Here is a 25,992-nt window from a genome sequence, read left to right as displayed (position 1 = left end):
GGCCTTTTTTGCATTTAGCGTGTCACCAAATGGCCGGTTTCTGCGTATAGTCCTGAGTAATGCCAGCAGCCCAAGATGCGGATCGCATCCGGCCGCGAACAGCATACCGAGTGCTATTTTCAATGACCTTGGTAGAACTCACGGAGACTGCCCATGTTGATCCGCCACACCCCCGACCTGACCGACAACGACGTCACCCCCAAGGAGGTCTATATACGGCGGCGCGAGATCATGGCGGCGGGGATCGGCTTCGGCCTGGGGCTGGCCGGGGCGGGGGCGCAAGCCGCGCAGGTGACGGGCAAGCTGAATGCCAAACGTACCTTCTGGACCAATGAGACGCCGACCGACCTCGAAGCCGTGACGGGCTACAACAACTTCTATGAGTTCGGCACCGATAAGCTGGAGCCGGTTAAATACGCCTCGGCCCTGACCACGCGGCCGTGGACGGTCAAGCTCGATGGCGACTGCGCCAAACCCCAGACGGTCGATATCGAAACCCTGCTGAAGGGCGCGCTGGAGGAGCGCATATATCGTCTGCGTTGCGTCGAAGGCTGGTCGATGGTCATTCCGTGGATCGGCATTCCGCTGGCCGAGGTTATCAAGCGGGCCGAGCCCTTGTCGAAGGCTAAATATGTGGCCTTTGAGACGGCGCTGCGGCCCAAGGAAATGCGCGGTGTGTCCGATCGAATCCTGCAATGGCCCTATGTCGAGGGGCTGCGCATGGATGAGGCGATGAATCCGCTGGCCCTGCTGGCCGTCGGTCTTTATGGCGACCTCCTTCCCAATCAGAACGGCGCGCCGATCCGGCTGGTTGTGCCGTGGAAGTACGGGTTTAAATCCATCAAATCCATCGTGCGGATTTCCTTCACCACGCGCGAGCCGCCGACCTCGTGGAACCGGTATGCGCCGAACGAGTACGGCTTTTATTCCAATGTGAACCCGCAGGTGGATCATCCGCGCTGGTCGCAGGCCACGGAGCGCCGCATTGGGGAATTCAAGCGCCGCCCGACCCTGATGTTCAACGGCTATGCCGAAAATGTCGCGCACCTCTATGCCGGCATGGACCTGAAAAAGTACTACTGATGAAAGCGAAGCGCGGGTTTACGCTGGATATCGCCCTGATCTGCGCCCTGTGCCTGTTGCCGGTGCTGTGGCTGCTGTGGCGGTTTTTCCATAATGATCTGGGGGTTAATCCGGTTGAAACGGTGGTGCGGCAACTGGGGGTATGGGGGTTGCGGCTTCTGGTGTTGGGTCTGGCCCTGACGCCATTAGCGCGCCTGTTTCGGCAGGGACGGCTGATCCGCTGGCGGCGGCCCATCGGCCTGTTTGCCTTTGGCTATGTGACGCTGCACCTGCTGAGCTATGTGGTGATTGATCAGTATTTCGACTGGGCGCAGATCTGGTCAGATATCCTCAAGCGACCCTATATCACCTTTGGCATGGCGGCCTTTGTGCTGCTGATCCCGCTGGCGCTGACCTCGTTCAATGCGGCCATCCGGCGGCTGGGCGGGGTGGTGTGGCGGAATCTCCACCGGCTGATCTATGTGACCGTGCCGCTGGGGGCCTTGCACTATTTCCTGCTGGTCAAGGCCGACAAGTCGATGCCGCTGGTCTATGCGGCGATCATCGCGGTCCTGCTGGGCTGGCGCGTCTGGGAGTGGGCGAGGAAGAAGGTTTAGCCACCAAAAACAGGAAAAGCACGAACGGAGCGCTGAAAATAGCCGTGCTCGAAAAGCCTTCTCAAGGCTTGTTGCAGGTATTGCAACAAGCGCTTCGCGCAAGGCTCAAGCCATCAATGGGGTGCTTTGTCTGCGCCGAACTTCGTTTCGTGTTTTTCGTGGCTAAAAGATCAAATGGCGCCGACCTGTTTCATGCTCAGTACGCCTTCGCGGCCGACGATCAGGTGGTCGTGGATGGCGATTTTCAGCGGTTTCCCGGCGGCGATAATGGCCTTGGTCATGTCGATATCGCCCTGCGACGGCATGGGGTCACCGGAAGGGTGGTTGTGGACCAAAATCACCGATGAGGCCGACAGCTCCAGCGCTCGGCGCATGATTTCGCGCGGATAGGCCGGAGCGTGATCGACCGTGCCGTAGTTCATGATCTCATCGGCAATGAGTTGGTTCTTCTTGTCTAGGAACAGCAGGCGGAACTGCTCGCGCGGCTCGTGGGCGAGCGTCACGCGCAGATAGGACAGCAGCGCCTGCCAGCTTGAAATAACCGTTGAGCGTTTCAGCGGCTCGGCCATCAGGCGGCGTGTCGCTTCGAACATCAGTTGCAGATCGAGCGCGATGTCCGGCGTCATCTTCAACGCCCGGCCCTTGTTGTCGAGCGCCGACACCTGAAGCATGTCCTCAAGCGGGGCCGACAGCACGGCGGACAGGCTGCCGAAGCGACTCAACAGCGCCTTGGCCAGCGGTTTAACGTCACGCTGGGGAATGGAGCGAAACAAAAACAGCTCCAGCACCTCGTAATCGGGCAGGACCGACGTCCCGCCGCGCCGCGCCCGATCGCGCAGCCGCTGTCTGTGGCCGCCATGCTCAGGCAAGGCGGGGTCGGGCAGGATGGTTTCGCTTGTCGGTGGCTCCCCCTCAGCCATGTCCGCTATCTCAGGTCACCGGCTGCGGGCGGAACTTGTCCGAGGCAGTGAAGATTTCCAGCCCGTCCTTGGTCACGCCGATGCTGTGCTCGCACTGCGCCGTCAGCGACTTGTCGCGCGTCACGGCGGTCCAGCCGTCATTGAGCACCTTCACTTCCGGGCGGCCGAGATTGATCATCGGCTCGACCGTGAAGAACATACCTTCTTCCAGCACCGGGCCGGTACCCGCGCGGCCAAAGTGCAGGACATTGGGGTTGTCGTGGAAGACCTGCCCCAGACCGTGGCCGCAGAAATCGCGCACCACGCTGCACCGCTGGGCTTCGGCGTATGTCTGAATGGCGTGGGCGATGTCGCCGAAGGTGTTGCCGGGCTTGATCTGCGCCAGACCCAGATGCAGGGACTCATAGGTCACATCGACCAGACGCCGGGCCTTGGCATTGACGTTGCCGACCTCATACATGCGCGAGGTATCGCCATGCCAACCGTCGATAATGGCGGTCACGTCAATATTGACGATATCGCCGTCCTTCAGCGTCTTGGCTTCGGACGGGATGCCGTGACAGACGACGTGGTTGGGCGAAATACACACGGTGTGCATGTAGCCGCGATAGAAGACGCAGGCCGGCAGCGCGCCGTGATCGAAGATAAATTCCCGTGCCAGATCATCCAGATAGGAGGTCTTCACGCCCGGCACCACGTAAGGGATCAGCATGTCGAGGCAGTCGGCGGCCACCTTGCCGGCGCGGCGCATACCTTCGAAGCCTTCGAGCCCGTGGATTTTGATACGGTCGGTGCGGGTGATGTAATCGCTATCTGTGGTCATGACGGCAATATAGTCCCTGTGTCCGCAAATGGCTAGGCTCTGCGGACGGTTCTGTCCCCGTTAAATCGTTAACCGATTATTGACGTCTGATGCGAGTGGCCCAAGATAAGGAGTCCGGATCGGGTGCTGATTCGGGCTGTGGAGTAGGGTCATGTCGAACGCGCGTATTCTGGTTTTTGGCAACGAAAAGGGCGGGGCGGGGAAGTCCACCGTCGCCATGCACGTCGCGGCGGCCTTGCTGCATCAGGGCAAGCGCGTCGCCATCATCGACCTTGACCTGCGGCAGCGCTCGCTGGCGCACTTTTTCGAGAACCGTAAAAAGTGGGCGGCGGCCAATGAAAAAATCCTGCCACACGCCGTCGAGCCCTTCCTGCACAAAAACCCGGCCGAGCTGGTCAAGGTGCCGGATTCCGAGGCCAAGGCCGCCTTTGACCGCGCGCTCGGCGAAGCGATCGACGTGGCCGACTATGTGATCATCGACACGCCGGGCGGCGACAGCTTTTTGTCCCGCCGTGCCCACGCGGTGGCGCACGTCATCATCACGCCGATGAACGACAGCTTTATCGACTTTGATCTGCTGGGGCAGGTCGATCCGGTGACGCTCGACGTCAAACGCCCGTCCATTTATGCCGAAACCGTGTGGAATTCGCGCAAGGTGCGCGCCACCTGGGACGGCAAGACCATCGACTGGATCGTGCTGCGTAACCGTCTGGCCACCAATCAGGCGCGTAATGCCAAGCGTATCGACGACCGGCTTCAGGCGCTGGGCAAGCGGATCGGCTTTCGCGTCGCGGCGGGCCTGCGCGACCGCGTGCTGTACCGTGAACTGTTCCCATTTGGGTTAACGGTGCTCGACCTCAGCGAGGAGATCAAGCCGGTGGCCGTGTCCATGGCCCACGTGTCGGCGCGCGCCGAAATCCGTGCCGTCATGCTGGCGCTCGATCTCGAAAACGAGGCGGCGGTGTCGGAACAGTTGACGGAACTGGGGCCTCAGCTAGAAACGGACGAGGACGATTTCGAAGCGGCGGAGTAATTTCGCCTCCGTCCGGAAAGCGCGCCCGTGTATCTGATTATTGCCGCTGCTGCTGCCTTTGCCCTGCTCGTTTGGGTCGGCCGCCAGTCGCGCCTGGGGAAGCTCAAACCCGGCCCGTGGATTCGCCAAAGACGCGCCCTGACCGCCGTATCGGCCGTGGCCGTGGCCATGGCGGGCGTCATCTGCGTGGCGCGAGGACAATACATTCTGGCCAGTGTGCTGGTGTCTGTCGCTCTGGCCATGGCCGGTGGTGCGCGCTATCGGCCTGAGCCCAAACCGGCGAGTGCCTGGACCAGCGCCGAGATCGAGGCCTATCGCACGCTGGGGCTGGAGGTCGGGGCGGATCGCCGCGCCATCGTCAAGGCGTGGAAACAGCGCATGAAGGCGGCACACCCGGATCAGGGCGGCTCAGATGCGCTGGCGGCGAAGCTCAACGCCGCGCGGGATACGTTATTGAAGCGAAAATAGCTTCAGCACAGCGGTCAACCTTACGACTTCACCACCATGCAATCGAGACGCTTGGCCTCGATGGCCTTGCAGGCCTTTTGCGCCTCGGCCTTGGTCATGTCGATAAAGCGCGTGCGATAGCGACCGGCGTCGTTTTCCGACACGTCGGTTTCAAACCCTTTGAGCGTCGGGAAGCGCTTCTTGATTTCCTTGGCCCAGTCGGCGGCCAGCGACTTCTGCTTGAAGGCCCCGACCTGCACCGCCCAGATGGCGTCCGGGTCTTTTTTCTTTTTCTTCGCGGCGGCGGTGCTCGATGTCTTTTTGGCCGCAGCCTTGTCCTCGGCGGCCTTTTCGGCCTTACTGAGCGCGGCGACCACGGCAGGGGCCTTGGCGGTGCCAGACAGGCGCTGCACCGTGGTGCCGTCCTCGTCATCCTGCGCATCCAGGGCGGCCATCAAGGCGGTGGAATCACCCACCACCTGATATTTCGGGGCGATGGCGCTGCGGAATTCGTTCTGGGCCACGACGATCTGTTCGCCCTTGTCGCGGCGGGCAAAGACATCGAAGCCGGTATTCATCAGCGTGGTGACGTGTTCGCGGCGCTGCGCCTTGTCCGAGCCGCCCAGCATGACGGCGATCAGGCGATGATTGCCCTTGCGTTGCGAGGCGACGAGGTTGTAGCCGGCGGCATTGATAAAGCCGGTCTTCATGCCATCGACGCCCGGATAGGCCAGAAGCGGATTGTGGTTCGAATAGGTGCGGCCGTTAAACTGCACCGACCGCACGTGGAAATACTCGTAATATTGCGGGAAGTCGCGCATGACGGCGCGCGCCAGAACCGCAAAGTCACGCGCCGAGGAGACCTGACGCGAATCGGGCAGGCCCGAGGCGTTGACGAAGTTGGAACGCGTCATGCCCAGTTCCTGCGCCTTGACGGTCATCAGGGCGGCGAAGCGCTGCTCCGAGCCGCCGATATGCTCACCCAGAGCGGCGGCCAGATCGTTGGCGGAATAGGCGGCGATCAGGCGCATGGCCATATCGACCGTGATGGTGTCACCGGCTTTCAGGCCCGACTTGGTGGGCGGCATGGACGCGGCGTGAGCGGAGAGGGTGATGACGTCATCGGGCTTGAGACGACCCTGCGCCATTTCCTCGAACGCCATGTACAGCGTCATGATCTTGGTCAGGGAGGCAGGGTAGCGCGGCGAATCGGCGCGCATGGCGTAAAAGACTTCGCCCGATTGCGCATCAACGACGATAGCGGCATAGCGGTCGCTGGCGGCCGGGTCCTGCGCGCGGGCGGGCGTTACGCTCAGTACGCCGATCAGCGCCAGAGCGGCGGCGGTCGTCGCCAGCATGGCCCTGAGTTTGATCTCTTTCGCCGCGACCCTGGCCGTGTGTCGTGTCTGGGTCGTGTGAGACATCTGTTGACGCATTCGTATGATCCCGCTTTTACGCTGCTACTGACTGAACGGCGACAAAACGCCGCAAGAGGCCGCCTGACCGGAAAGAGGTATAAGACCATGAAAGGGCAGGTCTGTCAGCCTCAATTCATTCATCCTTAATCAGAGCGCCCGATTTCCTTACCAGCTTCTTACACAAGCGGTCATTTTTGGCCAAAATGCGCCCGGATTCGTCTGAGGGGTGAGGAAAGCCTATCACAATCGCGTTAGGTTTTGTGCGCTGCACAATAATTATTGACGCCATGCTGCGCTTGCGTTATACACAGGCTTATCACGGGCGACGCTTTCACACCAGCGGACGTGTTCAGCCCGGTTTGCGGACACCCCGCCTAACCTGAGTGGAGATAATGCCATGGTGGATACCGAAACCTACAAGGCGACCGTCGAAAAAGTGACCGCCGCTTCCAACCAAGCGTTCAAGGACGGCGTCGAAAAGACGCTCGGTGCCCTGAACGAAGTCAACACCCTGTCGAAGGCCAATGTTGAGGCCGTCGTCGAAAGCCTGACCGCCGCCACCAAGGGCGCGGAAACGGTCGGCGCGCAAGCCGCGGCCTACACCAAGAAGAGCTGGGAAGAGGCCGTTACGGCTGCCAAGACCCTGTCTTCGGCCAAGTCGGTGCAGGAAGTGATCGAGCTTCAGTCGTCTTACGCCAAGTCGGCGCTCGAAGCCTATGTGTCGGAAATGAACGCCCTGACCGAGACCCTGTCGGCCTCGTTCAAGGACACCTTCAAGCCGCTGAACGCGCGCATGACGGCGACCGTCGAAAAGTTCCAGTCCTACCGTTAATCGACGGTACGGTCTGAAAAAGATCAATCCCCGCAGGCAACTGCGGGGATTTTTTGTTGCTAAACCTCGTTGGCCGCCCAGCCCATGCCCTGCGCCGGGCCATCGGTCGGGCGCAGAGGCTTGCTCATGAAAATCACATCCAGCCAGCGGTCGAACTTATAGCCAGCCTTCGGCAATTTGCCCGTGTGTTCGAAGCCTGCCTGTTCATGCAGGCGGATCGAGCCCGTGTTTTCGGCGTCACCGATTACGGCGTACATGGCGTAGAAACCGGCCTCGGTGGAGGCCGCCATCAGGGCGCTGAGCAGGGCCTTGCCCACGCCCTTGCCCTTGTGCGCCGGGTGGACATAGATGCTGTCCTCCACACCGTAGCGATAGGCGATGCGTGCCCGAAACGGCGAGGCATAGGCATAGCCGATGACGCGGTCGTCTTCGGTGGCCACCAGATAGGGTAGGTTCATGTCCCGCAATTCCTGCCAGCGCGCCCGCATGGCGTCTTCGCCCGGCGGTACGATGTCGAAGGTGCCGGTGCCGTTCAGCACCCCGTCCTTATAGATTTCGGCTATGGCGGCGAAGTCGGTGACCTGAACCTTACGGATTTCGGGCATGGGAAGCTCTAACAGAACAGTCGGTTTCTCCTCCCTGTGCCGAAGGCATGGGGAGGTGTCAGGACGCGAAGCGGATTGACGGAGGGCGATGACTCAGGCCTTTCCTCAAACGCGATATCTGACGAGATATCTGGTTCAGGGACTGAGTCTGCAACGCCTTCGGAGGTATCCCCCTCCGTCATTTTCGCTATCGCTCAAATGCCACCTCCCCACAGCAAAGCCGCAGGGAGGAGAGCAAATTTACGCAGGTTTGGTCCAGCCCTTGTCCAGCGCCCAGATGGCGAAGGCGTAGTTGAGCGCGGTTTCCTTCAGGCGATCAAAACGCCCCGACGCCCCGCCGTGCCCGGCCTCCATATTGATCTTGAGCAGGATCGGCGACCCCGATGTGGTGTATTCGCGCAGCTTGGAGGCCCACTTCATCGGCTCCCAGTAGGTGACGCGCGGATCGGACAGGCCGCCTGTGGCCAGAACCGGCGGATAGGCCTTGGCCGTCACATTGTCATAGGGGGAATAGGAGGCGATATATTCATAAGCCGCCTTGTCTTCCAGCGGGTTACCCCATTCCGGCCATTCGGGCGGCGTGAGCGGCAGGGAGGTGTCGCTCATGGTGTTGAGCACATCGACGAACGGCACCTGACCGATCACGCCGCCCCACAGGTCCGGACGCAGATTGGTAATGGCCCCCATCAGCATACCGCCGGCCGAGCCGCCCTGCGCCACGATGCGGCCCTTGGTGCCATAGCCCTTGGCGATCAGATGCTCCGCCGCGGCAATAAAATCGGTAAAGGTGTTCTTTTTCTTGAACTTTCGGCCATCGAGGAACCAGTTGTAGCCCTTTTCCGTGCCACCGCGAATGTGCGCAATGGCGTAGATAAAGCCGCGATTGACGAGGCTGAGGGTTGAAACCGAGAAGGTCGGTTCCATCGAAATGCCGTAGGAGCCGTAGCCGTAGAGCAGCAGGGGCGCTGAGCCGTCCAGCTTGGTATCCTTTTTCATCAGCACCGTCACCGGCACCTCTGCCCCGTCCGACGCCTTGGCGTATAGACGCTTGGCAACATAGTCGGCGGGGTTGTGGCCCGACGGCACGACTTGCGTCTTGCGCAGCACCCGTTCCTTGGTCGTCATATCGTAGTCGTAGGTCTGTGCCGGCGTGGTGGGGGAGGTATAGGTGTAGCGCATCACCGTCGTGTCGTATTCCAGCGATCCGCCCAGCCCCAGCGCATAGGCCTCTTCCTTCACCGCGATCTCATGCTCGCTGAGGTCGGCCTTTCTGGTGATGACGATGCGCGAATTGGCGTTTTCGCGCTCGGTACGCACCATGTGACCTTTGAACAGGCCAAAACCGGTGACGTAGATGCCCGGACGGTGCGCGATCCACGGCTTCCATGTTGAGCGCGCCGGGACCGCCGCGCTTGAAGTCATAATCTGGAAATCGACCGCACCGTCGGCATTGGTCAGGATAACGAAGCGATCGTCCCAGTGATCGACGCTGTATTGCACGCCGGTGTGACGCGCCTCGACCACCACAGGGGCGGCGGTCGGCGTTTTGGCCGGGATCAGGCGTGCCTCCGAGGTTTCGTGATCATTGATGCTGATCAGGATGAATTGCTCATCCGAGGTCAGGCCAACGCCCATGAAGAAGCCGGGATCGGTTTCCTCATAGACCAGCACGTCCTCACCGCCCCTGGCCGGGCGGCGGTAGAGTTTGGACGGGCGACCATTGTCGTCGCGGAAGGTCCAGAAGATATGTTGCGAGTCCGGCGTGAAGACGAAATCACCCGTGGCGCTTTCGACCGGTTTGCCCAGCACTTGCCCCGTGGCAAGGTCTTTGACGTAGATCTTATAGACCTCAGAGCCCTGCGTGTCCTCGGCCCAGGCGTAGAGCGTGTGATCGGGGCTGTGGGTCGTGGTGGCCGTTGCATAATATTCGTGGCCCTTGGCGGCGGCGTCTTCGTCCAGCAGGATCTGCTCATCGGCCGGGATATTGGCGAAGGGCACGGTTTCGCGGCTGATCTTGTCCTGGCTGCGCGGTTTGCGGGCATTGATCGGATGCTGACCGCCGATATTGTAGCGGACGTAATATTCCCACACGCCGTCCGGGGCGGGTACCGACGAATCGTCTTCCTTGATGCGGCCCTTGATCTCTTCGAAAATGGTCGTCTGAAGCGCCTCGGTCGGCTTGAGGAGGGCTTTGGTATAGGCGTTTTCCTCGATCAGTTGGGCCTTGACATCGGCCTTGATGGCGGAGGGATCGCGCAGCACCGCCTGCCAGTTGTCATCCTTCATCCAGAAATAGTCGTCGGTGCGCCTGAAGCCCAGTTGCTCGATCGTATGCGGCTGCTTCAGGGGCTTGGGGGCGGGGGTTTTGGACATCAGACTCTCTGCGGCAAGGACGGAGGAAGGGGCAGCCACCAGACCGGCGTGGAGCGCCACGGTGGCCCCCGCGCTATAATTCAGGAAATTTCGGCGATTAAGGCCACGAACCGGGTGGTTTTTCATGGAGGCACCTTTGACAAATTGCGTCCGGGACGCAAGGATGAACAGGTAAGAGCTTGATACGATCCACCAACGGACGTCAACTTACGGCTTGTTTATTCGTGACTGTGTTTTGGGCATGGTTTTGGCCCATTTGGGGGGTAAGACATAGGATATGGATGCTGACCTGACCCTCAACCTGATCGAAGCCACCGTTCAGATCGACCAGCCGGTCAATGATCAGAAGCGTATGGTCGGCACGGGCTTTCTCGTCTCTGTGCCGCGCGAAGGGGCCGCCCCCGAAGTGGTGCTTGTGACCGCCGCCCACGTCTTCGAGCGGATGCCGCAGAACGAAGTGCGTATCGGCTGGCGCGTCAAGGCCGCCAATGGCACCTGGCAATATAGCCCGACCCGCATCCCCATCCGCAACGATTCCGGGCCGATGTGGACGCAAAATCCCAAGCAGGACATCGCCGTCATCCCCGTTCAGGTGCCGCCGTCCTACAAGGACAAGGCCATCCCGATGAGCTGGCTGGCCGACGAGCGCTCCTTCGATCAGTTGCACGTCTCACCGGGCGACGAGATGATGACGCTCGGCTATCCGCATGGCTATTCGGCCAATACGATCGGCTTTCCCATCCTGCGGGCCGGGCGGCTGGCCTCTTATCCGGTCGGGCCGGTATCCAGCTTCCCGACCTTCCTGATCGACCTGACGGCCATTCCGGGTAATTCCGGCGGGCCGGTCTTCATGACCGAACATACCGAGCGCGCACCGGGTACCGAGATGCCGAAGGTGACGCTGGTGTCCGGTATCCTGACCAAGCAGGTCGAGGTCAATGCCCAGCGCCTTGAGCTGGGCCTTGTCACCCACGCGGTGTTTGTGCGCCAGACCATCGAGCAGTTGTTTGCGGCCCGCGGTCAGGCCCCGGGCGTCAAGGCCGGCGTCACCTCATCGGCATCGCCGCCGCCCGTGGTCATCCTGCCGAAAAAAGGCGCACCGAAAGTGTCCGGTGCCTCGGCCGCCGGACAGGGCAAGAGCAAGCCTTGATTCGGGCTTAGAGGCCCTCCGATAAAGCCTCCAGCGGTCCGGCTCCGGCCGTGATGGCGGTTTGCAGCGCCTGCGCATGTGACAGGATATGCGCCGCATAGAGCTCCCACAGCTCGACCTTGGCCCTCAGCCATGCCGGATCGCCCTCATTCGCCTCAAGGCGCGCTGTGGCTGCGACCGCGCCGCGCAGCAGGACGTAGCCGCCCACCACATCCCCCGTCAGTTTCAGATAGGCCGTCGCCCCGGCCTGTACGTCCGCTGGTCGGGCCTTTTTCTGCGCCACCAGCCACAGACTGGCGGCTTCAAAGGCCGTCAGGGCCGCCTCCAGCGCTTCAACCGATTTCTTAAAATTATCGTTTAAACTATTATTTTGGATGTAGGATTGTATGTCCTCTTTAAGCTCTATAGCAGAAGCGGCGTCGTCCCCCAGTTTGCGACCCACAAGGTCGCCAGCCTGAATGCCATTGGTCCCTTCGTAGATCGGGGCGATGCGCGCGTCGCGGTAATGCTGGGCCGCGCCGGTCTCTTCGATAAAGCCCATGCCGCCATGCACCTGCACCCCGGTCGAGGCCACTTCAACACCGATATCGGTGGCCCAGGCCTTGGCGACCGGGACCAGAAAATCCTCACGGCGTTTCACGCGAGCGTCCGCATTCAGGCGGTAGTCGTCAGCGGCCATGGCTGTCAGCAGGCAGAGGCCGCGCGCCGCTTCGATCTTCGCTCTGGACAGGGCCAGCATCAGGCGCACATCGGGGTGGTCGAAGATCGGGGCCTTCTTTTCGCCGGTGAGGATTGAATTGCCCTGACGACGGTCGCGCGCATAGGCCAGCGCCTGCTGATAGGCGCGTTCGGCAATGCCCACGCCCTGCACCCCGACGGCGAGGCGCGCCGCGTTCATCATGGTGAACATGGCCATCAACCCTTGATGCGGCTGCCCGACCAGTTCGGCCTTCGCCCCCTCAAAGGCCATGACACAGGTGGGCGAGGCATGGATGCCGAGTTTATGCTCCAACCCGACGGCGCGCAGGGCATTGCGTTCGCCTAGAGAGCCGTCGTCGTTGACGAGGTATTTCGGGCATAAAAACAGCGATATACCCCGTGTCCCTTCAGGTGCGCCGGGAAGTCGCGCCAGCACCAGATGCAGGATATTATCGCGCGTTTCGTGATCGCCCCAGGTGATATAGATTTTCTGCCCGGTCAGGCGGTAGGCGTCGCCGTCCGGCACGGCCTGACTGGTCAGAAGCGCCAGATCGGAGCCGGCCTGCGGCTCGGTCAGGTTCATGGTGCCCGACCATTCCCCGCCGGTCAGATGCGGCAGATAGAGTGCCTTCTGACGCTCGGTGCCGTGGTGGTGCAGGGCCTCGATGGCCGCCTGCGACAGGGTGGGATAAAGCGCAAAGGCCATATTGGCGGCGTGGAACATCTCATAGGCGGCCATTTCCAGCGCCTTGGGCATGGCCTGACCGCCGTGTTCCACCGGGGCCCCCAAGCCGGCCCAACCGCCTTCGGCAAAGGCCGACACCGCCTCGGCAAAGCCGGGGGCCACGATGACCTTATCGTTTTCGAGCTTCGCGCCGTGCGTATCGCCGACGCGGTTGAGCGGGGCCAGCACCTCTTCGGACAATTGCCCGGCGGCGTCGAGAATCGCGTCAAGCAGATCGCCGTCGAAATCGGGATAGGCGGAACTCTGGTACAGGCGCTCAATGCCCGTTACCGCCGTCAGGCTGAACTTGAGATCCGCGAGCGGGGCACGGTAGGTCATGGGATTTCCTCAGCTTTTATTCTACTGATGTTCTGATGACGCATGACGTGGCGGCAGGGAAATTCACAGTTCCGTGAACTTCCCTTACGGCATAAGAGAAAAAGTGCAGGAAAACAGAGCCGGGCTTGATATGTAATTTTACTAGTTACATATAGCCGTTGATTTTGGACACCGCATCGGCATAGTGTTCACCAACGCACATTTGAGGAGTCGCCCCATGACGCCCGCCACCTATCACCGCGCCTCGCGCTACCTGCACTGGGCCATGGCCGCCCTGATCTTCTACATGGTCTTTCTGGGCTGGACGCTGGAGGACAAGGACGGTGGCCTGTTCTCGCGCTATCAGATGCACAAGTCGGTGGGTTTTCTGATCCTCTTGCTGACCTTTGTGCGCATCGGCCTGCGTGTGGCCTATAAGGCCCCGCCGGAGATCGAGGGCCCCAAGTGGCAGATGGCGGCGGCGCGCGCCGTGCATATCGGCTTCTATGTGCTGATGATCGGCCTGCCGCTGACCGGCTGGGCACTGGTGTCAACGGCGAAGGTGCCGGTGCCGACCCTGTGGTTCGGTGTCGTGCCGATCCCCCACCTGCCGCTGGGCCACGACACGCATGAGGTTTTTGAGGCGTTGCATGGCCTGTTTGCTAAGCTGATCTTCTACGTCCTGATCCCGCTGCACGTCGGCGCGGCGCTTATGCACCATTTTGTCCACAAGGACGATACGGTGACGCGCATCCTGCCGGGGCTGGAACCCAAACCGACGATCCTGCAAAGCGCGCTGAACGTCCGCTGGTTGGTGCCGGCGGTGGCGGTGGCGGGGGCGTTTGTGCTGGCCACCTTTATGATGCGCGGGGCCAAGGCGCCGGAGCCAGCCCCCGTCGCCGCGCCCGAACGGGTGGAAACGGTGGCCTCGGCTGAGCCCGAAACCGTGACCAGCGAAGCGGCCTCATCCACAGGGTCGGCGTCGTCTTCCACAGCCTCATCCACAGCCGTGCCCGTCTGGACGGTCAGCAAGGCGGCCTCCTATATCCACTTTGCCACCACCTTTAACGGTGAGGCCATCAAGGGCGGTTTCGGCAGCTACACGGCGGACATCACCTTCGACCCGCAACGCCTCGATCAGTCGAAGGCGACGGTGGTGATTGATCTGGCCTCGGTCAACAGCGGCGACCAGACCCGCGACGACACGCTGAAAAGCGACAGCTTCTTCAACACGGCCGCCACCCCGAAAGCCACTTTCAAGGCGACGACCTTCACCCAGACGGGGCCGGATAAGTATCTCGCTAGGGGCCGCCTGACCCTGCACGGCCAGACCAAACCGTTCGACCTGCCGTTTACGCTGAAAATCAACGGTAAACAGGCGGTGATGACCGCCACCGCCAGGCTCAATCGACTGGACTACGGGGTGGGTTCGGGCGAGTGGACGGCCACGGATGCCGTGCCGAATGCTGTGTCGCTCGATCTCAAGGTCACGGCCACGACGAAATAGGGCTTACGCGCGCGCCGTGGTGTGATATGGCGCGCCATCCTTTTCTCCTCCCTGTCGCGTAGCGATGGAGAGGGGGACCCTCAAGCGCAGCGTAGAGGGTGGAGGAGGATAGCCCTTCTGTTTCAAGGGCTTCGGACCCTGTTCGGGATCGAGTCACCCCCCTCCGTCGGCCGCGCTTCGCTCGCCGCCACCTCCCCATGCCTGCGCACAGGGAGGAGAGATTTTGTGATGACCGCCACCGTAAACGATGCCATTGCCGCGCTGGGACGCGGCGAACTGATCCACCTGCCGACCGAGACGGTCTATGGGCTGGGGGCGCGTGCCGATGATACGGCAGCGGTGGCGAAGGTGTTCGAAGCCAAGGGCCGGCCGCGCTTCAATCCGCTGATCGTGCACGTGGCGTCGCTGGAGGCCGCCGAAGCCATCGGCGTGTTTGACGATCGTGCGCGAGCCCTGGCTCAGGCCTTCTGGCCCGGCCCGCTGACGCTGGTGGTGCCGGTGCGCGATACGCAAAAGGTCTGTGATCTGGCGCGCGCCGGGCTCGACAGCGTGGCGATCCGCGTGCCGTCGCATCCACTGGCGCGCGCTATTCTCGAAGGTTTTGCGGGCGGTGTGGTGGCCCCTTCGGCCAACCGATCAGGTCGCCCCAGCCCGACGCGCTTTGCCGATGCCCTCAGCGAAACCGGGGCCTTTGTCGGGGCGTCGGTCGATGGTGGTGAGTGTCAGGTGGGGCTGGAATCCTCGGTCGTCAGCCTGCTGGGGGAGGTGCGTTACCTGCGCCCCGGGGCCGTGACGCGGTCAGAGGTCGAGGCGGTGGTCGGACCGCTGGCCGATGACGCCGCCGAAGGGCACCGCTCACCGGGCCGCCTCAGCCTGCATTACGCGCCCGATGCGCCTGTGCATATTCATGTGGAAAACCCGCCCGCCGACTGTGTGTACCTGGCTTTCGGACCGGTGGATACGGCTGTGGATTTTGCGGGGACACTCCTCAATCTCAGCCCGACGGGCAAGCTGTCGGAGGCGGCGGCCAACCTGTTCGCCTATCTGCGCGAAGCCGATGCCTACAAGCCCGCCCGTATCTGCGTCGCGCCTATCCCGTCGGACGGTCTGGGGGAGGCGATCAATGACCGCCTCAAACGCGCGGCAGGGTTCGTGGGTTAAACGTCGGCGTGCTTACGCGAAAAGGTCCACACCGTCTCTGACGATTGTTCCGGCACAAAGCGATAGCCTTCGGAGTCGAACCCCTTGGCCGCTTGCGGATCGGTGATGCGGTGGTCGATGACGTAGCGCGCCATCAGGCCGCGCGCCTTCTTGGCGAAGAAGGAAATCATCGAGGTCTTGTCGCCCTTGATCTCCAGGAATTTCACCTCAATGACTTTCAGCTTCAACGCCTTGGTCAGGGCGGCGCGGGCATATTCCTGACTGGCCAGATTGAGCACCGTGTCGCTGCCGGTGGCTTTCGCATCCGCCACGATCTCTTTGGCGATGCGGTCGCCCCAGAAGGCGTAGAGGGTATTGCCCTTGCTGGTTTCCAGACCGGTGCCCATTTCCAGCCGATAGGGCCGGATCAGGTCGAGCGGGCGCAGCAGTCCATAAAGCCCCGACAGGATGCGCACATGGTCCTGCGCGAAGGCCAGCCCCTCAGCATCGAGGTCGCGCGCCTTCAGACCCGTATAGACATCGCCATCGAACATCAGGGCAGCGGGTAGGGCCGGCTGATCGGTAAAGGCTTTGTAGCGCTGATGGTTCAGTTCCCCCAGCTTGGCCGAAATATCCATCAGCCGCTGAAGGTCTGCCGGTTTTTTGCCCTTCATCACCCTGAGCAGGCTTTGTGTCTCACGCGTAAAGCGCGGTTCGGTGGCGGGAACGGGCGGCGAAACCGGCGTTTCGTCGAGCGATTTGGCAGGGGAAAGCAGCAGGATCATGAGGTGTGTTTAACGGCGAATCCCTGCACTGCAAAGGGGTTTGAGACCAATGGTGTGTTCAATCCTGCGGCATCGTATCTGTAGAGCCCGCGCAAGATCGGCGCCATGCACGTGCTGGCGTTGGCCGAGGTGACGAAGCCACCGCCCGGCGAGGGATAAAGCAAAAATCTAGATCATTATGTTTCTAACAAAAAGCATAATGATTTAGTCATAAAGTCTTCTCAGGAGCTGTCGCTTGCCTTTGATAAGGTAAGGGGGCATGTTCCGGGCGAAAACGCTCAACGTGGGGGCGCTGAATGAAAGATCATGCGGCCACGGTCGCTGCCTTGGGCGTGCTGGCCATGTGTCTGGTTACGGTCAGCCATGAAGTTGTGGGGCATGGCGTTGCCTGTGCACTGGCAGGCGGGCAGATTACCCACGTCTCGACGACCTTGTTCGCCTGCTCGGTGCCCATGTTCTGGGTGGCAGTGGGAGGACCGATCGGCAATCTGGTCGCCGCTCTGGTGGCCGGGACCCTTGCGGCAAGGCTCCCGGCATCACACGCGACCCTGCGGCTGTTCCTGATTACGGTCGTGGCGCTCAGCCTGTTCTGGGAGGCGGGCTATCTGATCAAGGCCATGCTGTTCAGAGACGGTGACCTATACTTTTTTGCCTATGGCCTGCTCGGCCCCTACGGCGTGTGGCCGTTTGTGGGCGCAACCCTCGGGGCGGTTCTCTATTTGTGGGTTATAGCGATGATTTCGCGTTTGTTTGCGTCTGTCCTGGGCGACCCGCGCAGGGCCAGGCGGGCCGCCTTGATCCTGTGGTTGGCGGCGACGGCGGGCGCTGTAATCGCCGCCCTTCCTTTTAAGGGGGACAGGCTTCCCACAATACGTGATGCGCTGCTTGGGATTGGGCTCGCCTCCATTCCCCTGCTGTTGTTTCGTTGGCGTGGCCAACCCTGCGACGTGCCGATCATTGCGCGACAGAGGGGACTTATCATCACGGCAGGCTTCGCCCTGATCCTTATGACGGCCACCCTCGGCCGTGGTATCGGCGCCTTCTAACCTCAGAACAGGACGTGCGGGTTCATAATCCGTTTCGGATCCAGAGCAAGTCGAATGGCGCGCATGGCTTCGACGGCGGCCGGGTCTTTGTATTGCAGGGCCTCCTGCGTTTTCATGCGCCCCAGGCCGTGTTCGGCCGAGATCGAGCCTTCGTACTGATGCACCAGATCGTGCACCACCTTGGCGCCCTGATCGCGCAGGGCGTTGAATTCGGCGGCGTCCATACCTTCCGGGACGATGACATTGAAGTGCACATTGCCGTCGCCGACATGGCCAAAGGTGACCAGACGGGCGCCGGGCAGGAAGGCTTCGACCGCCGCCGCGCCCTTTTCGATATAGTCGGCCATCTGCGACAGGGGCACGGAGATGTCGTGCTTCCACGCCGCGCCCTCGACCTTTTCGGCGGCGGAGTGCTCTTCGCGCAGACGCCAGAAGGCCGCGGCCTGCGTTTCGTTCTGGGCGATGGCCGCATCGACAACCAGCTCTTCTTCAAACGCCGCCGTCAGCAGGCGCTCCATTGAGCCTTCGGCACCGTCCGGATCGCCGGACGCCACCTCGATCAGGGCGTACCAGGGATACTCCCCTTCCAGAGGCTCGCGCGTGTCGGGGATGTTTTTCAGGACCAGCGACAGGCCATAGCGCCCCATCAGCTCAAAGGCTTCGACCTGACCGCCAGTTTCCTGCTTGGCGCGACCCAAAAGGTCGATGGCCTTCTGCGCTGTCTCAAAACCCACAATGGCTACGCAACGCGAATTCATCACCGGGAACAGCTTGAGCGAAGCGGCGGTGATGATGCCCAGCGTGCCTTCGGCCCCAATGAACATCTGCTTAAGGTCGTAGCCCGTATTGTCCTTGCGCAGGCGCTTGAGGCCATTGAAAATCTCCCCATTGGGCAGGACGACCTCAAGGCCGGAGACCAGATCGCGCGTCACGCCGTACCGGAGCACCGCCGTACCGCCGGCATTGGTGCTGATCACGCCGCCGACCGTCGCTGTGCCCTCAGCCGCCAGCGACAGGGGGAAGAAGCGGTTGGCCTTTTCGGCAATCTCCTGCGCCTCAAGGAGGGTGATTCCGGCCTCCAGCACCATGGTGTCATCGGTCGGGGCAACGTCGCGGATAGCGCGCATACGCTCCAGCGACACGAGGATTTCGCCAAACGGAATCTGACCGCCGACCAGTCCCGTATTGCCGCCCTGAGGGGTGATGGCCACGCCGTGCGCGTTGCAGATTTTGACGACCTGCGACAGTTCTTCGGTGGTCTTGGGCAGGACCAGCAGCGGCGTGTGGCCTTTCCACTTGCCGCGCCATTCGGTCAGCTTGGCCGTCACGCGCAGTTCGTCATCGGACCAGCCGGCGTCACCGACCACGGCCTTGATCTGCGCAATCACTTCGGGCGCGACGGGCGGGCATTGGGCGAAATCGGCGGTGGCGGTCATGCGGCGTATCCCTGCAAACAGGTGTGCGATATATGAAACGGGGTTTAAACGGAGAATCGTCAAGTGCAAGCCAAAATCGAGCGTCCGGTCCCGGCGGTGGGCGTTGTTTGCTGGCGCGACGATGAAGTTCTGCTAATTCGTCGCGGACGCGAGCCGCGCAAAGGCCAGTGGTCGATCCCCGGCGGCAAGGTTGAGCGCTTTGAGTCCCTCAAAGACACGGCCTTGCGTGAACTGCGCGAAGAGACGGGCGTTGAGGCGCGACTGGGGCCGCTGATCGCAGTCTATGAGATCATCGAACCGGGCAGCGAGGCCCATCCGGACGGCTTTCATCTAGTGCTGATCGACTATGTGGCCGAATGGACGGTGGGCGAGCCGGTCGCGGCGGACGATGCCGATGAAGCGCGGTTCGTCAAATATGACGAAGCGCTGAATTTGCTGATCGAGGACGATCTGAAGGACGTGGTGACGCGCTCGCGGGGTTTGCGCGGGTAAAATCCGGGCACCGCCTTATAACAATTCAGTGACCTAACCTCCGGTTTTCGTAGCTATTCCTCCCGGTTGCGCTACACTGTGCGCATAACCACGGAGGGGCGTTTCCATGTTCAGTATCTTTGCCGGCGTTCTGATCGTCGTGACCTTTTTCATCCTGTTTTCGGTCATCAAGATCGTACCGCAGGGCCGCGAATTTACGGTCGAACGCTTTGGCCGTTACACGCGCATCCTTAAACCCGGCATCTCCTTCCTGACGCCCTTCATCGAAACGGTGGGCAAGCGCGTCAATATGATGGAGCAGGTGTTCGACGTGCCGCAGCAGGACGTGATCACCAAGGACAATGCCATCGTCAAGGTGGACGGTATCGTCTTCATTCAGGTGATGGACGCTGCGGCCGCCGCCTATCGCGTCGATAATCTCAACAATGCCATCACGCAACTGGCTATGACCAATCTGCGGACGGTGGTGGGGTCCATGGAACTGGATGAGGTGCTGTCGCAGCGCGACGCCATTAATACGCGCCTCCTGACCGTTATCGACCACGCCACCTCGCCCTGGGGCATCAAGGTGACGCGCATCGAAATCAAGGACCTGCGCCCGCCGCACGACATCACCGATGCCATGGCGCGTCAGATGAAGGCCGAGCGCGAGCGCCGCGCCCTGATCATCGAAGCCGACGGTGAGCGTCAGGCCGCCATTGCCCGCGCCGAAGGGGCCAAGCAGGCCGCCGTTCTGGAGGCTGAAGGGCGCAAGGAAGCCGCCTTCCGAGACGCCGAAGCGCGCGAGCGCTCTGCCGAGGCCGAAGCCAAGGCCACCCAGGTGGTGTCGGACGCCATCGCCTCGGGCGATACCAAGGCCATCAACTATTTCGTGGCGCAGAAATATGTCGAAGCCTTTGGCGGCTTTGCCAATTCACCGAATACCAAGACCCTGATTCTGCCGGCCGATCTGGCCTCGCTGTCGGGGTCCGTCGCCGGGGTAGCGGAATTGCTGAAGGCCGTCACGGATCAGGCCCCGGGCACACGGAGCAAGTAGGGGGAGGGCATTATGCTGGAATATTTGCTGGCGCAACCGCAGGGGCAGCAGCTCTTCTGGGCGTGGATGATCATCGGCGGGTCGCTTCTGGCGCTGGAAATGGTCATCGGCACCCAGTGGCTGCTGTGGCCCGCGGCCGCCGCTGTGATCGTGGCCGTCATCACCCTGACCGGGGCCCCGGCCAATCTGCTGGTGCAGATCGTCATCTTCTGCGTTCTGACGCTGATCATGACGCTTCTGTCGCGACGTTTTCTCAAACCGCCGGTAAGCGAAGGGGCCGACATCAATGACCCCCATCACCGCCTGATCGGGCAAGAAGCTACGGTGATTGGTGCCTTTGATGATCTCGACGGTCAGTGTATCAACGGCCGCGTCATCTTCGATGGGGTGGAGTGGCCGGCCCAGAGCGAACGGACCGATACGCCAATCGGCTTAAGCGAAAAGGTGCGTATATTAGCTGTCACAGAAGGCAAGCTGATTGTCGCAAGAGTTTGACAGGGAATTGGAAAATCTGAGTAGCTTTCGGATTTAAATTACCGGCTTTCCGGAAATATTCTGCTCTCTTGGGTGGGGAGGGCGGCCCGGCCCAGCTAAGGTGGTTGACTTACGGTACGTCAATCCCGTGTCATCAACGCCAAAGACACAGGGAGACGACCTTATGACCACTGACACCCCGGCGGCCCATCCGCTGATCAGCCCCGCCGAATGGGCCATCCGCAAGGATCTGGCAGCGCTCTATCGCCTTGTTGCCCTGTTCGGCTGGGACGACACCATCTTCACCCATATTTCGGCGCGCGTCCCGGCAAAGGACTCGCGTGTCGCCGGGCCGGACGGGCCGGTGGTGTCCGACGTCGATCATTTTCTGATCAATCCTTACGGCACCTTCTTTGAGGAGATGACGGCCTCCGCGCTGGTCAAGGTCGATCTGGACGGGCAGGTCGTCGGCGCGGCAGACGCCTTCATCAATCCGGCGGGCTTTACGATCCATAGCGCCCTGCACGCCGCGTGCCCCGATGCGCATGTGGTTATTCATCTGCATACGGACGCCATGACCGGCGTATCGGCGCAAGCCGAGGGTCTTCTGCCCCTGACCCAAAATGCCCTGCTTCTGAGGCCACATATGGCCTACCATGCTTATGAGGGCGTGGCTCTGGACCACGATGAGCGGCAGCGCATCGTCGCCGATCTGGGGCAAAAGAAGATCATGCTGTTGCGTAATCATGGGGCTCTGGCCTATGGTGCCTCCGCTGCCGAGGCCTTTACCCTGATTTATTTTCTGGAACAGGCCTGTCGCCAGCAGATCGCCGCCTTGTCGGCCGGACGAAACGGGGTGCTGGAAGCGCCTCAGGACGTTCAGGACAAGGTCGCTCCGCTCGGTGCGGGGGTTGGCTTTGTCTCTGGACTGTTGTGGCCGGGACTGATGCGGCGGCTTGAGCGTCATTATCCCGGTTGGGAAAGCTAGAAAGGCTTATGAAGTGGCTATGTGCGGGCGGTGGTTATTCGGGGGCGTACTGACGTGCGTAGCCGTTGCAGTGCTGCCGGTATCGGCCTGGGCGTCGGCCTGGGGACCGGACCCCAAGGCCAGCGAGGTGATCGTCAAGACCGAGGTGGTTACGGCCAGCAAGGGTTTTGACGCCTCCGGCAGTCAGGCGGTTGATCTCCCGGAGTGGAAAGAGAAGCGTATCACCGTCTTCACCGAACGTGGCCTCAACGAGATGCTGAGTGTGTTTGCCAAGGCAAATATTCAGGATATTCAGATCTCTTCGGAGACTTTCTCAGGTGTTGGTTCCGTTGAAATCGGCCTTAAGACGCCGCTCTACCGCTCCGAACGCAGCGCCGTGAGCGCCAGCGTCTCGGTCGAGGGGTTCGGCAAGGGACGGCGCGACGAATTTTCCGCCCCGCGCAAGACCGACCCGGACGTCGAGGTGCGCCTTTATGCCGGGCACAGCGCCGAAGTCGGCAAGCTGCCGGTCTTTGTGGATGCGCAGGTCGCCCGCCGCGCCCGCAGCGGGCCCAATGCGAACCAATGGCGCATCGATCTGACCGTCGGGGCGCGCCCGTCGCCCAAGTGGATCGTGATGGCACAGGTCTTTGCAGGCAAGACGGATCGCCTGAACGGGTTTGAAGCCAGGTGGACACACGTGGAAACGAGCGCCGTGCGCTTTTTTGACGCCAAACAGACCCTGGGCGTGCAGTTCGGCATGCGTCAGACCGTCAGTGGCGAGAATGTACCGAAATCGAGCGCGGTGACGCTGGGGCTCTGGAAAAGGTTTTGAAGGACCACAGGCCCTTCACCCGTCACCGGGAGCAAAAGGCACTGTCGGAGTGGGCGCGGACCGTTATGGGGCTTGGGGCCAACTGGCCCCAAAACCTTAAAGCGCTTCTGCCAAGCGCAAAAACTCCGCCGGGGTGATGTTTTCGGCGCGCAGAGTAGGCTCGATGCCGACCTTGGCCAGAAGGGCCTCACCGCCCAGACCCTTGAGTGAGGCGCGCAACATTTTACGCCGCTGACCGAAGGCCGCGGCCGTAATCATTTCCAGATTTCTGATAATATTCGGTGCCGGACGCTGCGTTTTGGGGATCAGGCGGACCACGGCGCTATCGACCTTGGGCGGCGGGGTGAAGGCGCGTGCCGGCAGGTCCATCAGCTTCTCACAATCGCACAGAACCTGAGAAATGACCCCCAGACGCCCGTAATCGTCATCACCCACCGGGGCCACGACGCGCAGGGCGACCTCAAGCTGAAACATCAGGGTCAGGGATTTGGGCTGCCACGGCCCGGTCAGCCACTTGATCAGCAGCGGTGTGCCGACATTGTAGGGCAGGTTGGACACCAGATGCGCCTGCGGCGGCAAGCCGCGTTCCGCCAGCAGGGCAGGCTCATCGACCTTCAGCGCATCGGCCTCGACGACGCCGAAACGGTCCGGATAGGCGGTATCCAGCTCGCTCAATAATTCTATAAATCGTGAATCTTTTTCGACCGCCAGCACATAAGCGGCTTCGCTTTCCAGCGCCGCGCGCGTCAGACCGCCGGGGCCGGGGCCAACCTCGATAACCACCTGACCGTCAAAGCTGTTGCCGTCGTCCTGCCCCAGACGCACGATCTTGCGCGTCACATTGAGGTCGAGCAGGAAGTGCTGACCGAAGCTCTTTTTGGCCATCAGGCCGTGGGCTTCGAGGCTTTCGCGGAGGGAGGGCAGGGTCATTCAGGTGTGGCGTGTGTTCGGTTCAGGCTGAGGTCGTGGGCGGCGCGGATGGCGTTGATCAGGCTGTCGGGACGGGCCACGCCCTTGCCGGCTATGCCAAACCCGGTGCCGTGATCCGGAGACGTCCGCACAATGGGCAGGCCGAGGGTTATATTGACGCCGCCCCAGAAGTCCAGCGTCTTGAGCGGGATCAGCCCCTGATCGTGATAGAGGCAGAGCACGGCATCATAGGTGCGTCGGGCCTCCGCATGAAACAGGGTGTCGGCCGGCAGGGGGCCGGAAATGTTCAGCCCTTCATCGCGCAGAGCTTCCACCAGCGGCCTCAGTAGATCGACCTCTTCGCGCCCGATGGTGCCGTCTTCCCCCGCATGGGGGTTCAGTCCCGCCAGCATCAGACGGGGTGCCGTGACGCCAAAATCGCGGATCAGGGCTTCGTGGGTGGCGTGGGCGAGGGCGCGGAGGCTGTCGGCCGACAGGTGCGCCTTCACCTCTGACAGCGGGACGTGAATGGTCGCCAGCACGACGCGCAGGGCGCTGTCATTGGCGGCATCAGGCGCGGTCAGCATCATGACCGGACCGCGCGTACCGGCATAGGGCGTGCCGGCGGTCAGATCCCCCAGATATTCGGTATGACCGGGAAAGGCGAAGCCGGTGGCATAGAGGACCGACTTGGCTATGGGGGCCGTCACAAGGCCGCGCGCCGCACCGGACAGGCAAAGCTCTGCGCCTTCGCGTATCCAGCCGATAATGTGCGGGGCGTGAACGGGATCGGGGTGACCTGGCCGGGCGGGGGCGCTCAGCGGGCGGTCGAGGACGGGCAGGGCCCTGGCGAAGGTGCCGACGGCCTCGGAAGGGGCGTTGATCCGCTGGATGGCACCCAGCGACGCCAGCAGATCGGCATCGCCCACAACCGCAAACGCCAGTTCGGGATCGCCATGCAGGGTGGCCCACGCCTTATGCACCAGTTCAGGCCCGGTGCCGCACGGATCGCCCAGACTGAGGACCAGAGGGGCCAAAGGGCGCAACGGCCCTTACCGGCTTTCGATGGTGGCGCCGTCGCGGATATCACGCAGGTAGCGGCGGCCCAGCATGGCGACCTTTTGTTGCGTCAGGCGCTGCTCGATCTGCTCGCGCGAGGGCACGTCGTCACCGGCGGCGGTCTTGTCGCAGACATAGACCACGTTGATATTCATGGCGTTTTGCATCGGCTCGGTGCTCTGACCGACTTTAAGCGGTTGCAGGGCCGCCGCATATTCCGGCTTCAGGTCGCTCAGGGTCGTGAAGCCGAGATCGGCGACGCTGACCTGACCATTGCCCTTTTCATTATTGAGCGAATCGCAGGTCGGATATTTGGCGCGGAAGCTGGCGAGGGCACGCATGGCCGAATCGCCGCCGGTCAAGGGCACGGCCGCCTGTTTCAGGCGGACCTTGGCGTCGGTCTTGCCTTCCTTCTTTTCGCGCAGGTAATAGATATAGACGCCTTCGTCGGTGACGATGGGGCGCGTCATCTGACCCGGCTTCATGCCCTGAAGCACGTTTTCGACCTTGGGGTCGATGGTACCGGACACCAGCCACCCGGCATCGCCGCCATTGGCCGCCGAAGGGGCGTTGGAGAACTGACGCGCGACAGACTGGAACGGGGCCACGCCCTGCACGATCTGGTCGAACAATTGCTGCGCCCCGGCTTCGGCTTCTTTCTGACCCCCGGCGATTTCCGGGTCGATCAGGATTTCAGCGACCAGATATTGCGGCTTCTGGCTGTCTTCGGTCAGCTTGGTCATATAGGCATCGACCTGATCCTTGCCGACGCGTGCCTTGGGGCGGAAACGACCATTGACCAGCTGCCCCCAGGCGATTTCCGCCTTGATCTGATCGCGCAGGGTCTGCGCTTCGATACCGGCGCGCTTCAATTCGGCCAGAAGCTGGTCCTTCGACAGGCCCGACTGCTGCGCCATATTGGCGACTTCCTCGTCGATTTCGTCGTCGGAAATGGTCAGCTTGAAATGGTCGGCCTCGGCCAGTTGCAGATGCTCGTCGATCAGGGCGCGCAGGGCCTGCTGCTGGAAGGCGGCATAGTTTTGCTGCGTGACCTGCACCCCGGACGTGATGATCAGCAACAGCATCCGCTGCTTGAGATCGTAGGAGGAGATCAGCTTGTCATTGACCAGCGCCACCACCCCTTCACCCAGCGGGCGCGCCTGAGGGGCGGTGGGCTGAGTCGCAGGGGACTGGGCTGCGGCGGGCAGGCCGGCCAGGGTGAGACAGGTGCAAAGCAGCAGCGCGGAACGGCGGAAGGCAACGGAGGTCATGTCGTTCGTTTTAA

25 protein-coding genes are annotated in these 25,992 nt (G+C 61.8%); 14 read left to right on the top strand and 11 right to left on the bottom strand.

Annotated elements, in window-relative coordinates:
* Window positions 1-153 precede the first annotated feature (153 nt).
* Window positions 154-1,083 (top strand): protein-methionine-sulfoxide reductase catalytic subunit MsrP, encoded by a 930-nt coding sequence (msrP, locus tag PQU94_RS16735; RefSeq protein WP_272742577.1) that lies wholly within the window; start codon window positions 154-156, stop codon window positions 1,081-1,083.
* Window positions 1,083-1,679 (top strand): protein-methionine-sulfoxide reductase heme-binding subunit MsrQ, encoded by a 597-nt coding sequence (msrQ, locus tag PQU94_RS16730; protein WP_272742576.1) that lies wholly within the window; start codon window positions 1,083-1,085, stop codon window positions 1,677-1,679. Before msrP ends, msrQ begins: the two co-directional genes overlap by 1 nt.
* 170 nt (window positions 1,680-1,849) lie before the next feature.
* On the opposite strand, the gene radC is transcribed toward msrQ, so the two are convergent.
* Together radC and map are read right to left on the bottom strand one after the other, a co-directional pair.
* Entirely contained in the window at window positions 1,850-2,599 is a 750-nt protein-coding gene (gene radC / locus PQU94_RS16725) for a RadC family protein (RefSeq protein WP_272742575.1), read from the bottom strand.
* A 10-nt stretch (window positions 2,600-2,609) separates the two neighbouring features.
* The gene (gene map, locus PQU94_RS16720) at window positions 2,610-3,422 is read right to left on the bottom strand and encodes a type I methionyl aminopeptidase (protein ID WP_272742574.1); all 813 of its coding nucleotides are present in this window, start codon (window positions 3,420-3,422) and stop codon (window positions 2,610-2,612) included.
* 151 nt (window positions 3,423-3,573) lie between these two features.
* On the opposite strand from map, the gene PQU94_RS16715 reads away from it, so the two are divergent.
* Both PQU94_RS16715 and PQU94_RS16710 read left to right on the top strand, forming a co-directional pair.
* Window positions 3,574-4,455: a division plane positioning ATPase MipZ gene (locus PQU94_RS16715; protein WP_272742573.1), complete on the top strand. Its 882-nt coding sequence runs from the start codon at window positions 3,574-3,576 to the stop codon at window positions 4,453-4,455.
* A 27-nt stretch (window positions 4,456-4,482) separates the two neighbouring features.
* Window positions 4,483-4,923, top strand: a complete 441-nt coding sequence (locus PQU94_RS16710; RefSeq protein ID WP_272742572.1) for a J domain-containing protein — start codon at window positions 4,483-4,485, stop codon at window positions 4,921-4,923.
* A 20-nt stretch (window positions 4,924-4,943) separates the two neighbouring features.
* Here PQU94_RS16710 and PQU94_RS16705 read toward each other — a convergent pair whose 3' ends face one another.
* The gene (locus tag PQU94_RS16705) at window positions 4,944-6,326 is read right to left on the bottom strand and encodes a D-alanyl-D-alanine carboxypeptidase (protein ID WP_272742571.1); all 1,383 of its coding nucleotides are present in this window, start codon (window positions 6,324-6,326) and stop codon (window positions 4,944-4,946) included.
* Window positions 6,327-6,717: 391 nt separating this feature from the next.
* Between PQU94_RS16705 and PQU94_RS16700 the strand changes: the two genes are divergently transcribed.
* Window positions 6,718-7,152 carry a phasin family protein gene (locus PQU94_RS16700; RefSeq protein ID WP_126423973.1) on the top strand — a complete coding sequence of 145 codons (435 nt, stop codon included), beginning with the start codon at window positions 6,718-6,720 and terminating at the stop codon, window positions 7,150-7,152.
* 59 nt (window positions 7,153-7,211) lie between these two features.
* On the opposite strand, the gene PQU94_RS16695 is transcribed toward PQU94_RS16700, so the two are convergent.
* Entirely contained in the window at window positions 7,212-7,757 is a 546-nt protein-coding gene (locus PQU94_RS16695; RefSeq protein WP_272742570.1) for a GNAT family N-acetyltransferase, read from the bottom strand.
* A 240-nt stretch (window positions 7,758-7,997) separates the two neighbouring features.
* A complete protein-coding gene (locus tag PQU94_RS16690) occupies window positions 7,998-10,256 on the bottom strand; it encodes a S9 family peptidase (protein WP_438263749.1) in 2,259 nt (752 codons plus the stop codon).
* Between the two features lie 151 nt (window positions 10,257-10,407).
* Between PQU94_RS16690 and PQU94_RS16685 the strand changes: the two genes are divergently transcribed.
* Window positions 10,408-11,280, top strand: a complete 873-nt coding sequence (locus tag PQU94_RS16685) for a trypsin-like serine peptidase (protein WP_272742568.1) — start codon at window positions 10,408-10,410, stop codon at window positions 11,278-11,280.
* A gap of 7 nt (window positions 11,281-11,287) precedes the next feature.
* Here the strand turns inward: PQU94_RS16685 and PQU94_RS16680 are convergent, their stop codons facing one another.
* On the bottom strand, window positions 11,288-13,042 hold the full coding sequence (locus PQU94_RS16680; protein WP_272742567.1) for an acyl-CoA dehydrogenase family protein: 1,755 nt from the start codon (window positions 13,040-13,042) through the stop codon (window positions 11,288-11,290).
* 217 nt (window positions 13,043-13,259) lie between these two features.
* Between PQU94_RS16680 and PQU94_RS16675 the strand changes: the two genes are divergently transcribed.
* Window positions 13,260-14,528, top strand: coding sequence for a YceI family protein (locus PQU94_RS16675; RefSeq protein WP_272742566.1), 1,269 nt, complete (start codon window positions 13,260-13,262; stop codon window positions 14,526-14,528).
* Window positions 14,529-14,756: 228 nt separating this feature from the next.
* Window positions 14,757-15,689: an L-threonylcarbamoyladenylate synthase gene (locus PQU94_RS16670; protein WP_272742565.1), complete on the top strand. Its 933-nt coding sequence runs from the start codon at window positions 14,757-14,759 to the stop codon at window positions 15,687-15,689.
* Here the strand turns inward: PQU94_RS16670 and yaaA are convergent.
* Window positions 15,686-16,453, bottom strand: a complete 768-nt coding sequence (gene yaaA / locus PQU94_RS16665) for a peroxide stress protein YaaA (RefSeq protein ID WP_272742564.1) — start codon at window positions 16,451-16,453, stop codon at window positions 15,686-15,688. The genes PQU94_RS16670 and yaaA overlap by 4 nt on opposite strands.
* A gap of 296 nt (window positions 16,454-16,749) precedes the next feature.
* Between yaaA and PQU94_RS16660 the strand changes: the two genes are divergently transcribed.
* Entirely contained in the window at window positions 16,750-17,499 is a 750-nt protein-coding gene (locus tag PQU94_RS16660) for a hypothetical protein (protein WP_272742563.1), read from the top strand.
* Window positions 17,500-17,501: 2 nt separating this feature from the next.
* Here the strand turns inward: PQU94_RS16660 and PQU94_RS16655 are convergent, their stop codons facing one another.
* Window positions 17,502-18,935 carry an FAD-binding oxidoreductase gene (locus PQU94_RS16655; RefSeq protein WP_272742562.1) on the bottom strand — a complete coding sequence of 478 codons (1,434 nt, stop codon included), beginning with the start codon at window positions 18,933-18,935 and terminating at the stop codon, window positions 17,502-17,504.
* Window positions 18,936-18,998: 63 nt separating this feature from the next.
* Between PQU94_RS16655 and PQU94_RS16650 the strand changes: the two genes are divergently transcribed.
* From PQU94_RS16650 to PQU94_RS16630, 5 genes are all read left to right on the top strand, one after another.
* A complete protein-coding gene (locus PQU94_RS16650) occupies window positions 18,999-19,427 on the top strand; it encodes an NUDIX hydrolase (RefSeq protein ID WP_272742561.1) in 429 nt (142 codons plus the stop codon).
* A gap of 106 nt (window positions 19,428-19,533) precedes the next feature.
* Complete coding sequence (locus PQU94_RS16645) at window positions 19,534-20,463, top strand: SPFH domain-containing protein (protein WP_272742560.1); 930 nt, start codon at window positions 19,534-19,536, stop codon at window positions 20,461-20,463.
* Window positions 20,464-20,475: 12 nt separating this feature from the next.
* A complete protein-coding gene (locus PQU94_RS16640) occupies window positions 20,476-20,958 on the top strand; it encodes an NfeD family protein (RefSeq protein ID WP_272742559.1) in 483 nt (160 codons plus the stop codon).
* Between the two features lie 163 nt (window positions 20,959-21,121).
* Window positions 21,122-21,925, top strand: coding sequence for a class II aldolase/adducin family protein (locus tag PQU94_RS16635; RefSeq protein ID WP_272742558.1), 804 nt, complete (start codon window positions 21,122-21,124; stop codon window positions 21,923-21,925).
* A 70-nt stretch (window positions 21,926-21,995) separates the two neighbouring features.
* Entirely contained in the window at window positions 21,996-22,739 is a 744-nt protein-coding gene (locus PQU94_RS16630) for a hypothetical protein (RefSeq protein ID WP_272742557.1), read from the top strand.
* A 96-nt stretch (window positions 22,740-22,835) separates the two neighbouring features.
* Here PQU94_RS16630 and rsmA read toward each other — a convergent pair whose 3' ends face one another.
* From rsmA to PQU94_RS16615, 3 genes are read right to left on the bottom strand one after another with little or no spacing between them, the layout of a single operon-like run.
* Window positions 22,836-23,669 (bottom strand): 16S rRNA (adenine(1518)-N(6)/adenine(1519)-N(6))-dimethyltransferase RsmA, encoded by an 834-nt coding sequence (gene rsmA / locus PQU94_RS16625; RefSeq protein WP_272742556.1) that lies wholly within the window; start codon window positions 23,667-23,669, stop codon window positions 22,836-22,838.
* Window positions 23,666-24,694 (bottom strand): 4-hydroxythreonine-4-phosphate dehydrogenase PdxA, encoded by a 1,029-nt coding sequence (gene pdxA, locus PQU94_RS16620; protein WP_272742555.1) that lies wholly within the window; start codon window positions 24,692-24,694, stop codon window positions 23,666-23,668. Before pdxA ends, rsmA begins: the two co-directional genes overlap by 4 nt.
* Before the next feature lie 6 nt (window positions 24,695-24,700).
* Window positions 24,701-25,978 carry a peptidylprolyl isomerase gene (locus PQU94_RS16615; RefSeq protein ID WP_272742554.1) on the bottom strand — a complete coding sequence of 426 codons (1,278 nt, stop codon included), beginning with the start codon at window positions 25,976-25,978 and terminating at the stop codon, window positions 24,701-24,703.
* Window positions 25,979-25,992 lie beyond the last annotated feature (14 nt).

Source organism: Asticcacaulis currens, assembly GCF_028550395.1.
Lineage (GTDB): Bacteria > Pseudomonadota > Alphaproteobacteria > Caulobacterales > Caulobacteraceae > Asticcacaulis > Asticcacaulis currens.
This window is presented reverse-complemented; position numbering and strand designations above follow the sequence as displayed.

Coding starts and splice junctions, on each gene's coding strand:
- msrP (WP_272742577.1), top strand. CDS start 154: ATGTTGATCCGCCACACCCCCGACCTGACCGACAACGACGTCACCCCC.
- msrQ (WP_272742576.1), top strand. CDS start 1,083: ATGAAAGCGAAGCGCGGGTTTACGCTGGATATCGCCCTGATCTGCGCC.
- radC (WP_272742575.1), bottom strand. CDS start 2,599: ATGGCTGAGGGGGAGCCACCGACAAGCGAAACCATCCTGCCCGACCCC.
- map (WP_272742574.1), bottom strand. CDS start 3,422: ATGACCACAGATAGCGATTACATCACCCGCACCGACCGTATCAAAATC.
- PQU94_RS16715 (WP_272742573.1), top strand. CDS start 3,574: ATGTCGAACGCGCGTATTCTGGTTTTTGGCAACGAAAAGGGCGGGGCG.
- PQU94_RS16705 (WP_272742571.1), bottom strand. CDS start 6,326: ATGTCTCACACGACCCAGACACGACACACGGCCAGGGTCGCGGCGAAA.
- PQU94_RS16700 (WP_126423973.1), top strand. CDS start 6,718: ATGGTGGATACCGAAACCTACAAGGCGACCGTCGAAAAAGTGACCGCC.
- PQU94_RS16695 (WP_272742570.1), bottom strand. CDS start 7,757: ATGCCCGAAATCCGTAAGGTTCAGGTCACCGACTTCGCCGCCATAGCC.
- PQU94_RS16690 (WP_438263749.1), bottom strand. CDS start 10,256: ATGAAAAACCACCCGGTTCGTGGCCTTAATCGCCGAAATTTCCTGAAT.
- PQU94_RS16685 (WP_272742568.1), top strand. CDS start 10,408: ATGGATGCTGACCTGACCCTCAACCTGATCGAAGCCACCGTTCAGATC.
- PQU94_RS16680 (WP_272742567.1), bottom strand. CDS start 13,042: ATGACCTACCGTGCCCCGCTCGCGGATCTCAAGTTCAGCCTGACGGCG.
- PQU94_RS16675 (WP_272742566.1), top strand. CDS start 13,260: ATGACGCCCGCCACCTATCACCGCGCCTCGCGCTACCTGCACTGGGCC.
- PQU94_RS16670 (WP_272742565.1), top strand. CDS start 14,757: ATGACCGCCACCGTAAACGATGCCATTGCCGCGCTGGGACGCGGCGAA.
- yaaA (WP_272742564.1), bottom strand. CDS start 16,453: ATGATCCTGCTGCTTTCCCCTGCCAAATCGCTCGACGAAACGCCGGTT.
- PQU94_RS16660 (WP_272742563.1), top strand. CDS start 16,750: ATGAAAGATCATGCGGCCACGGTCGCTGCCTTGGGCGTGCTGGCCATG.
- PQU94_RS16655 (WP_272742562.1), bottom strand. CDS start 18,935: ATGACCGCCACCGCCGATTTCGCCCAATGCCCGCCCGTCGCGCCCGAA.
- PQU94_RS16645 (WP_272742560.1), top strand. CDS start 19,534: ATGTTCAGTATCTTTGCCGGCGTTCTGATCGTCGTGACCTTTTTCATC.
- PQU94_RS16640 (WP_272742559.1), top strand. CDS start 20,476: ATGCTGGAATATTTGCTGGCGCAACCGCAGGGGCAGCAGCTCTTCTGG.
- PQU94_RS16635 (WP_272742558.1), top strand. CDS start 21,122: ATGACCACTGACACCCCGGCGGCCCATCCGCTGATCAGCCCCGCCGAA.
- rsmA (WP_272742556.1), bottom strand. CDS start 23,669: ATGACCCTGCCCTCCCTCCGCGAAAGCCTCGAAGCCCACGGCCTGATG.
- PQU94_RS16615 (WP_272742554.1), bottom strand. CDS start 25,978: ATGACCTCCGTTGCCTTCCGCCGTTCCGCGCTGCTGCTTTGCACCTGT.